Below are 8,459 nucleotides of genomic sequence, written 5' to 3'. Positions count from 1 at the left end.
CTCCCCTCCCCTCGGACGTGGGCGAGCGCCAACAGCCGGTGCGGCTGGGCATCAAGAACGCGGATCCCTCCATCATCCGGGTGGGCAGCACGTACATCTCCGCGGAGTCGGACGGCAGCCGGCTCTATGTGCGGACGGCCGCGTCGGTGGCGGCGCTGGCGAGCGCCGCCCGGACGCAGGTGTGGGGCAACCCCACCGGCCTGGGCGAGGTGTGGGCGCCGCAGATCGTCCGGGATGGCACCACCTACGTCATCTACTTCGCGGCAGGCACGGGGAGCGCCCACCGCATGTATGCCATCCAATCCCAGACGCCCAACGCGGGCTACTCCGGGGCGGTGAAGCTGGCACTCCCGGACGACAAGTGGGCCATCGACGGCACGGCGTTCATCTACCGGGGCCAGCGCTTCTTCGTGTGGTCCGGCTGGGTGGGCAACTCCAACGGCGAGCAGACGCTCTTCATCGCGCGCATGTCCAACGCCACCACCATCACCGGCCCGCGCGCGGTCATCTCACAGCCCCGCGAAGGGTGGGAGCAGGCCGACGTCAATCCGCCCACGCGCGTCAACGAAGGGCCGGAGGTCATCATCGATCCGAACGGCCAGCTCCACGTCGTGTACTCGGCCAACGGAAGCTGGGACACGAACTACTGCCTCGCGGACCTGCGCCTGCGCGCGGACGGCGACCCGATGTATGTCTGGGACTGGTTCAAGTCCAACGGCTGCCTCTTCGGCGCCAATGGCGGCATCATGATGAGCGGCTGGGACCCCACCCTCTACGCGAAGGGCGTGGGCCACCACTCGTTCGTGCTGCTCAACGGCGACCCGAACACCAGCCCGCCCGCGGGCCCCCAGTTCCCCCTCGCCTACCACGGCGTGCCCAAGGCGGATTCGCCCAACCCGTTCTGGTCCGGCCGCTACTGGTACTCCGGCACCTTCCAGTGGTGGGGCAACATCACCTACACGCGCGGCACCGAACGCAACACCGGCTGGAGCCTGAAGTTCTACGAATGATGCGGGTCTCCGCTTAATCTTAAAATCGAGATTTCTCAGCCAGCCGGACTATGTTGGCCAGACCTCGCCGCACAGGAGTCGTCATGGCCAACACGCTGATGTTCCGCTGTCTGTCGTTGCTGGGAGTGGTGGGCGCGCTGGGAGGCTGTTCCGGAGAGCCTTCCGGGGAGGCTCCAGAGACGCTGGGGCAGCAGGAGAGCCCCGCCATCGTGTCGTCCATCGTGGAGGGTGACTACGTCATCCGTTCGGCGATGACGAACAAGTGCATCGACGTGGCCTCGTCCGGCACGGCGGACGGCACCAAGGTGCAGCAGTGGGACTGCAACGGCACCAACGCACAGAAGTTCCACATCTCGCCGACGTCGGGCGGGTACTTCAAGATCATCAACGTGAACAGCGGCAAGGGGCTGGACGTCCAGGGCGTCAGCACCGCGCCGAACGCCGTCATCCACCAGTGGAGCTACGTGGGCGGCAACAACCAGCAGTTCCGGTTCGTGAACCGGGGCGGCACGAGCTTCAGCATGCACCTGCGGCACACGGACATGGCGGTGGACCTGTCCTGGGGCTCCGCGGACAACGGGACGCTGCTGCTCCAGTACCCCTACGGGTACACCGCCAACCAGCACTGGACCTTCGACCTGGTCTCCGGCGGTGGCGGAGGGGGCGGGGGAACGGGCTTCGGCGGCATCCTCACCCGCGACACGTTCAACGCCATGTTCCCCAGCCGCAACGGCTTCTACACCTACGATGCGCTCATCTCCGCCGCGGGCAGCTTCCCGGGGCTCGCGACCACGGGCGACGCGGACACCCGCAAGCGCGAGGTGGCCGCCTTCCTGGCCAACGTCAACCATGAGACGGGCGGGCTCGTGTACATTGAGGAGATCAACAAGGGCGACTACTGCGACACTTCGTGGGGACCTCCGGGCTGCTCCTGCGCGGGGGGGAAGCGCTACTACGGACGTGGCCCCATGCAGTTGTCCTGGAACGGCAACTACTGCGCGGCGGGCAACGCACTGGGCCTGCCCCTGCAGGCGAACCCGGACCTGATCGCGCAGGACGCGAACGTGGCGTGGCGCACGGGCTTCTGGTTCTGGACCACGCAGACCGGCGCGGGCTCCATGACGGCGCACAACGCCATCGTGAACGGCGCGGGCTTCGGGCAGACCATCCGCACCATCAATGGCTCGCTGGAGTGCGATGGCCGCAACCCCGGCCAGGTGCAGAGCCGCATCGACGCCTACGTGCGCTTCTGCGGCATGCTCGGCGTGAGCCCCGGCAACAACCTGGGCTGCTAGGCCCCACCCGCCGGGGCGGACAGGTCTCCCCTTCCGCTCCGGCGTCCGGCCCTGCTCAGCCGACTTCCGACAGCAGCTCGCGCAGGGCCTCCTTCACCGGCCCCTTCACGTCGTGGGCGACCTTCTTGAGCATGTCCCTGGCCTTCACGAGCAGGGCGGGCTCCACCGCCTCCAGCGCGGACAGCGCGGCCCCCTGCGCTTCCGGGGTGCCTTCGGACCGCAGCAACCGCTCCAGCAGCGCGAGTGCTTCCTGCGGCGGGGCTCCCAGGCGCAGCAGCGCCACCGCCGCGCTCGCGGCCGGAGCGGGGTTCGCGTCCTTGAGCAGGCCTCCCAGCGCGGTGAGCGCGGCCGGGGACACGGGCCCCGTCAGCCCCAGCAGGGACACCGTCTCCACGCGGACCGCGGGGTTTGAATCCGCCAGGGCGCCAAGCAGCGCGGGCTCCAGGCCCCCCAGCGCGGGCAGGGGCAGTTCTTTCAGGCGACAGTGCTCCAGCAGCGCACGCAGCGAGGACAGGGCCAGATAGCGGCGCATCCCTTCCATCTTGCGCACCTGGGCCAGCAGCGCGGCGCCCGCGAGCTCCGGAGCCACGGGCGCGAGCGCCCCCACCGACTCCAGCGCCGCGAACGACACGCGCTCCTCCGGATCATCCAGGTGCGCGATGAGCTTCGGTAGCAGCACGCCCTTCTCGTCGAAGGCCCGGCTCGCCGCGCGGGCCATGGCGTGACGGACCGCGGGACGTGCGTGATCCAACGCCGCTCCCAGGGCCGCAAGCTGGGTGGGGTCCACCCGGCACACGTTGCCCAGCACCAGCGCGGCATCCCCCACGGACGGATCCGCCACCTCCATGCGCGACAGGGCCTCCGTGATGGCCTGGACCGCAGTGGCGGCGAGGCGCGCGGGAGGGGGCCACCAGTCCGCCTGCAACAAGGACAGGATGAGCCCCTGGGCGGTGGAGGCGGGCCGGGCCAGGTCCTTCAGGAGGAACTGGGCGGTCCGCTCCCGCATCCCCACGTCCTCGGATCCGAGGGCTTCCCCCACCGCCTCCAGGGCCTCCGCCCGGGCTTCCGCGTCAGGGAGGGAGAGTCGGGCTACCCATTCGTCGACGGGCCGGCTGCTGTTCACGCGTGCTCCTGGGGCGGGTTTTTTGGGGACGACGCAACCCGGGACCCCTCCAGGCGATAATCCCGCCACGACTCCCGTTTTCCAAGAACGAGAACCATCATCATGAGCTACCGCATCCAGAGGGGAGACACGCTGTCGGCGCTGGCCGGACGGTTTGGCACCACGGTGTCGGCGTTGGCCAAGGCCAACGGCATCTCGAACCCGGACCTGATCATCACCGGCAACTCCCTGAACATTCCGGGCAAGGGTGACAGCTTCCAGTCCGGTGGCGCGAACGGTGGCGGTCGGTCCTCGGCCGCGGGTGGCTCCTTCGGCGCTTCGGGCGCCGCGCCCATGGGTGAAATTCCCAGCTCGTTCGGTGCGAACGCGAGCCGACTGGCCTCCTCCGCCCAGTCCATGGCGTCGTCGATGAACACCACCGGCTGGTGCGCCAAGGGTGTCAACCGCGCCCTGGCGGCGGCGGGCCTGAACGTGAACCCGCTGCCTTCCGCGTACATGTACGGGAACGTGCTGGCCAAGGACTCGCGCTTCCGTGAGGTCAGCCTCACCGACGAGCAGATCAAGCAACTGCCCCCCGGCGCCATCATCGTGAGCGACGCCTACAACAGCCCGGGCAACCCGCACGGCCACATCGCCGTCACGCTGGGCAACGGCAGGGAAGCCAGCGACCACATCGCGGGCATCCGCACGCACGGCACCCAGCGGGTGTTCATCCCCGTCTGAGGTCCAGCAGCACGAGGCAGTTCCCGGCGGCCCTGGAGAGCAGTCTCCGGGGCCGTTGCCTTTGGTGCGAGCCCTCCCGTGAAGCCTCCCGCTCACGGCCCCGAGGGACACACCCCATGCACTCCCCCCTTCCGGAACGGTCCGTCCGCTCCCGCCGCGCTTCCCGCGCGAGCCTCCTCGGCGCGCTCACCTGCGTCCTCCTCGCCGGCTGCGTCGCGCCCTCCGGCGCCCCCGAACCCACCGAGGCGTCCCCACCCGGCACCGCCACGGTGCGCCAGGCCCTGGCCTGTAGTGGAGGAGGCAGCATCGACGAGCACGCCGCGCAGTGCGACGGCACGGGGAAGCTCCTGTCGTGGGCGCCGCCCACGAACCCGGGCTCCTCCGCCGCGTATGACTACGTGCTGGAGCTGAACCAGAACTACCTGCTGGCGATGCCCGACGTGAGCGGCCTCACGAACCCGTCGGTGGCGAAGCCCGCGTACTACGCGTTCTCCTACGTGTGCAGCGGCACCTCCCCAGGGTGTTCTCCCGCGGGCTCGCCGGTGGGCTGGCCGCACAACCCCGCCGGCCTGTACGCGATGCTCGTGGAGTCCGGCCTCACGTATTCGCCCTACAAGAATGATCCGCGCCTGAGGACCACCGCACTGGCGCTCCTGGACTGGCACCTGGCGCACGGCATGACGGCGGTGGGCGACCACTGGTCGCTGGTGCCCTACGCGAGCGGTGCCAGCGGCTCGCTGACGTATGCCGGCGCGGCGGCGGGAGGTTCGGTGGGCGTGGGGGACGGCGTGGGCTACCTCCAACCGGAGAAGGTGGGCGCGCTCGCCTGGGCCGCCGTGCAGGCCTTCAAGTTCAATGGCAACACGGCCTACCGGGACATGGCCATCAACGCGGCCAACCAGCTCACCAGCCACCTGCGCACCCCGAGCGCCACCGTGTCGCCGTGGCCCTACCGCGTGCGGGCCTCCGACAACGCCGTGCGCACCGGGGCGAACATCGTCGACAACTTCGCCTCCAACGTGGTGGAGCCGCTCAAGCTCTACCAGGAGCTCATCCGGCTGGGGCAGGCGGGCACGCTCGACGGCGCGCCCGGCTACAGCGCGACCCGGCTGTCCCAATGGCAGTCCACGCAGTCCACCGTGCTCGCGTGGCTGCTGGGACCCAACGGTCCCATCGCGACGCAGAACTGGACCCAGTACTTCGAGGACGTGGGCTCGGACGCGACGAACAACCTGAACCAGCTCGTCCCCGGAGAGACGGCCAAGTTCCTGATGGACAACCCCGGCCTGGACCCCAGTTGGCAGACCCACGTGCAGAACATCATCGCCTTCATCGAGACGAACTTCGGGGACACGCTCGAGTTCGGCGCGCGGCCCATCAAGGAGCAGTACGCGTTCCACTACAAGATGGGCAGCCACACCTCTCGCTATGCCGCCGTGAACGCCCGCTACGCGGAGCTCACGGGGGACGCGGCGGCGAAGGACAAGGCCTTCCGCGCGTTCAACTGGGCCTCGTACATGGTGCGCAACAGCGGGCTCACCATCGACGGGCCCTATCCCAACAACGTCTGGTTCACCGACGGCTGGGGCGACTTCATCCGGCACTTCGTCATCGGCATGGGCGCGCAGCCGGACTGGGCGCCCGCCGGACAGAACCACCTGCTGCGCACCACCTCCGTGGTGAAGAGCGTCACCTACGGGCCCGGCAACGAGGTCCGCTACACCACGTATGACGCCAACGCGACGGAGGTGCTGCGCCTCGCCTTCGTGCCCTCGTCCGTGACGGCGGGCGGCACCGCGCTGTCGCAGCGCACGGACCTGGCCGCGGACGGATGGACCTTCGACACCGGCAACAACGCGCTGCGCATCCGCCATTCGAACGGCGGCGTCATCGTCATCTCCGGGGCGCCTCCCACGGCCCCCACCGTCGCCATCACCGCCCCTTCCGCCGGACAGAACTTCACCGCGCCCGCCACGCTCAACCTCGGGGCCACCGCCACGGCCACCACGGGACGGAGCATCGCCAGCGTCACGTTCCGCGCGGGCGGCACCGTGCTGTGCACCGTGAATGCGCCTACATCCAACCCCGTCACGTGCACGGCCACGAGCAGCCTGGGCAATGGCAGCCACACCTTGACCGCGGAGGCCCTGGACAGCCTGGGTGAGAGCGGCTCCGCTTCGGTGGCCCTCACCGTCGCGGGCCCGCCGACGGTCGACATCACCAGTCCGGCTCCCGGCGCGACGTTGCCGACGGGGAGCACGACCCTGGGCACGAATGCCCTCGCGGGCGCGGGACGGACCCTCACGCGCGTGGAGTTCTTCCAGGGCACCACGTCACTCTGCTTCACGACGACCGGCACGGCATGCACGTGGAACGCGACGGCCGGCACGTACTCCAACGTCTTCGCCCGCGCCACCGACAGCGGCAGCCCGGCGCTCGTCACGAACTCCACGCCCATCAGCTTCACGGTGAGCGCTTCGGCTGGCGGCGTGCGGCTGGTGGGCGTCGACACGGTGGGGACGCAGAACGACTACGACAACGGCGGTTCGGTGAACGCGTTCCAGTACACCGCCGTCGCGACGGGGACGCTGGGGACGCTCAGGGTCTTCGCGGCGCCGGGCAATGCCAATGCCTCGCTGTCCATCGGCGTCTACAGCGACACCTCCGGCGCGCCGGGCACGCTGCTCTCCTCCTGCACCACGGCGGTCGTGGATCCGCTGCCGCTGACGACAGGCCAGTGGTACGGCTGCACAGCGTCTCCGCAGGTGACGCTCACGTCGGGCACCGTCTACTGGCTGGCCCTGCTGGGCGCGAACGGCGGCGGCGTGTTCCGCTACATGGACCAGCCCACCGGCTCCATGCGCTTCTCTCCGACGGGCCTCTCCGCCCTGCCGGGCCCCACCTTCGGCGGCTCCACCGTCTATGCGGGCGCGTCCAATGCGTCCCTGTATGGCCTTTCCGCGGGCAGTTCCTCCGCGCCGACGGTGTCCATCACCTCCCCTGCGGCCAATGCGAACTTCACCGCGCCCGCCAACCTGAACCTCCAGGCCACCGCGACGGCGGGGCCGGGCCGGACGCTCACGAAGGTGGAGTTCTTCGACAACGGCACCACCCTCCTGTGCACGGTGACGGCGCCCGTCTCGTCGTCCGTAAGCTGCGGGGTCAGCTCGCTCCTGGACGGCGCACACAGCGTGACGGCGAAGGCCACCGACGACCTGCTCCAGGCCACCACCTCCGACGCGGTGGCCCTGTCCTTGTCCAACCCACCCACGGTGGCCCTCACCTCCCCCGTCGCCAATGCCACGTACACGGCGCCGGCCTCCGTGGCGCTCGCCGCGTCGGCATCCGCCGGCTTCGGTCGGAGCATCGCGCGGGTGGACTTCTACGCGGACGGCGCGACGCTGGTCTGCTCCAGCACCACCACCCCGTATGGCTGCACCTGGAGCAATGTCGCGCAGGGAAGCCACACGGTGCGGGCCGTGGCCGTGGACAGCGCCAGCCCCGCCGCGAGCACCGGGTCCAGCACCGTCTCCATCACCGTGAGCAGTGCCGCCACCGTGCCCGCGGCCCCCACCGGCCTGACGGCCACGGCGGTGTCGTCCGCACAGGTGGACCTGGCGTGGACCGATGCCTCGAACAACGAGAGCGGCTTCCAGGTGGAGCGGGCACCGGACGTCTCCGGAGCGCCGGGCACCTTCGCCCAGGTGGCGACGCCGGGCGCCAACGTGACGGCCTTCAGTGACACGGGCCGCGCCGTGAGCACCCGCTACTGGTACCGGGTCCGGGCGACCAATGGCGCGGGCGCCTCGGCCTTCACCGCCAACGCCAGCGCGACGACTCCCGCCGCGCCCACCGTACTGGTCGGCAACAGCACCGTGCTGACCGCGTCCGACTTCGAGAACGCAGGCGTCGCGGCGGCGTTCAATTACGTGGCGAGCGCCACCGGCAACGTCACACGCCTGCGCATCTACGTGGATGGACAGACGACGGCGACCACGCTCCAGCTCGGCCTGTATGCGAATGGAAGCGGAACGCCCGGTGCGCTGCTCCAAAGCTGCACCGTCGCGACGGTGACAGCCAACGCGTGGAACGTCTGCACCATCACGTCGCAGGCGGTGACGTCAGGCACGACATACTGGCTGGCCGTGCTCGGTCCGTCTGGCGGAGGCAACGTCTACTGGCGACACACGAGCGGCACCGGTTCCTACAAGGTGCAGCCGGGCCTGACGACGACCCTGCCCTCCACCTGGACCGGCACCGGAGGCTACCCGGGCAGCAACATGTCCGCCTACGCCGGCAACTGAAGCC

The 8,459-nt window shown here is 69.8% G+C and carries 5 protein-coding genes; 4 read left to right on the top strand and 1 reads right to left on the bottom strand.

What is annotated here, in order from left to right; genetic code table 11:
• Together D7V88_RS16590 and D7V88_RS16585 are read left to right on the top strand one after the other, a co-directional pair.
• On the top strand, nucleotides 1–1,010 hold a 1,010-nt coding region (locus D7V88_RS16590; protein WP_120541619.1), incomplete at its 5' end, for a glycoside hydrolase family 43 protein.
• Between the two features lie 83 nt (nucleotides 1,011–1,093).
• Nucleotides 1,094–2,305 carry a glycoside hydrolase family 19 protein gene (locus D7V88_RS16585; RefSeq protein ID WP_120541618.1) on the top strand — a complete coding sequence of 404 codons (1,212 nt, stop codon included), beginning with the start codon at nucleotides 1,094–1,096 and terminating at the stop codon, nucleotides 2,303–2,305.
• 55 nt (nucleotides 2,306–2,360) lie between these two features.
• Here D7V88_RS16585 and D7V88_RS16580 read toward each other — a convergent pair whose 3' ends face one another.
• Entirely contained in the window at nucleotides 2,361–3,428 is a 1,068-nt protein-coding gene (locus tag D7V88_RS16580) for a HEAT repeat domain-containing protein (protein WP_120541617.1), read from the bottom strand.
• Between the two features lie 102 nt (nucleotides 3,429–3,530).
• Between D7V88_RS16580 and D7V88_RS16575 the strand changes: the two genes are divergently transcribed.
• Together D7V88_RS16575 and D7V88_RS16570 are read left to right on the top strand one after the other, a co-directional pair.
• A complete protein-coding gene (locus tag D7V88_RS16575; RefSeq protein WP_120541616.1) occupies nucleotides 3,531–4,151 on the top strand; it encodes a LysM peptidoglycan-binding domain-containing protein in 621 nt (206 codons plus the stop codon).
• Nucleotides 4,152–4,267: 116 nt separating this feature from the next.
• Entirely contained in the window at nucleotides 4,268–8,455 is a 4,188-nt protein-coding gene (locus tag D7V88_RS16570) for an Ig-like domain-containing protein (protein ID WP_120541615.1), read from the top strand.
• Nucleotides 8,456–8,459: the final 4 nt, after the last annotated feature.

The organism is Corallococcus terminator, assembly GCF_003611635.1.
GTDB lineage: Bacteria > Myxococcota > Myxococcia > Myxococcales > Myxococcaceae > Corallococcus > Corallococcus terminator.
The sequence above is the reverse complement of the archived record's forward strand: the minus strand, read 5'-3'. Positions and strand labels throughout refer to the sequence as shown.

What these genes read in the sequence shown, in the direction of transcription:
- D7V88_RS16575 (WP_120541616.1), top strand. Translation starts at nt 3,531, where the DNA reads ATGAGCTACCGCATCCAGAGGGGAGACACGCTGTCGGCGCTGGCCGGA.
- D7V88_RS16570 (WP_120541615.1), top strand. Translation starts at nt 4,268, where the DNA reads ATGCACTCCCCCCTTCCGGAACGGTCCGTCCGCTCCCGCCGCGCTTCC.
- D7V88_RS16585 (WP_120541618.1), top strand. Translation starts at nt 1,094, where the DNA reads ATGGCCAACACGCTGATGTTCCGCTGTCTGTCGTTGCTGGGAGTGGTG.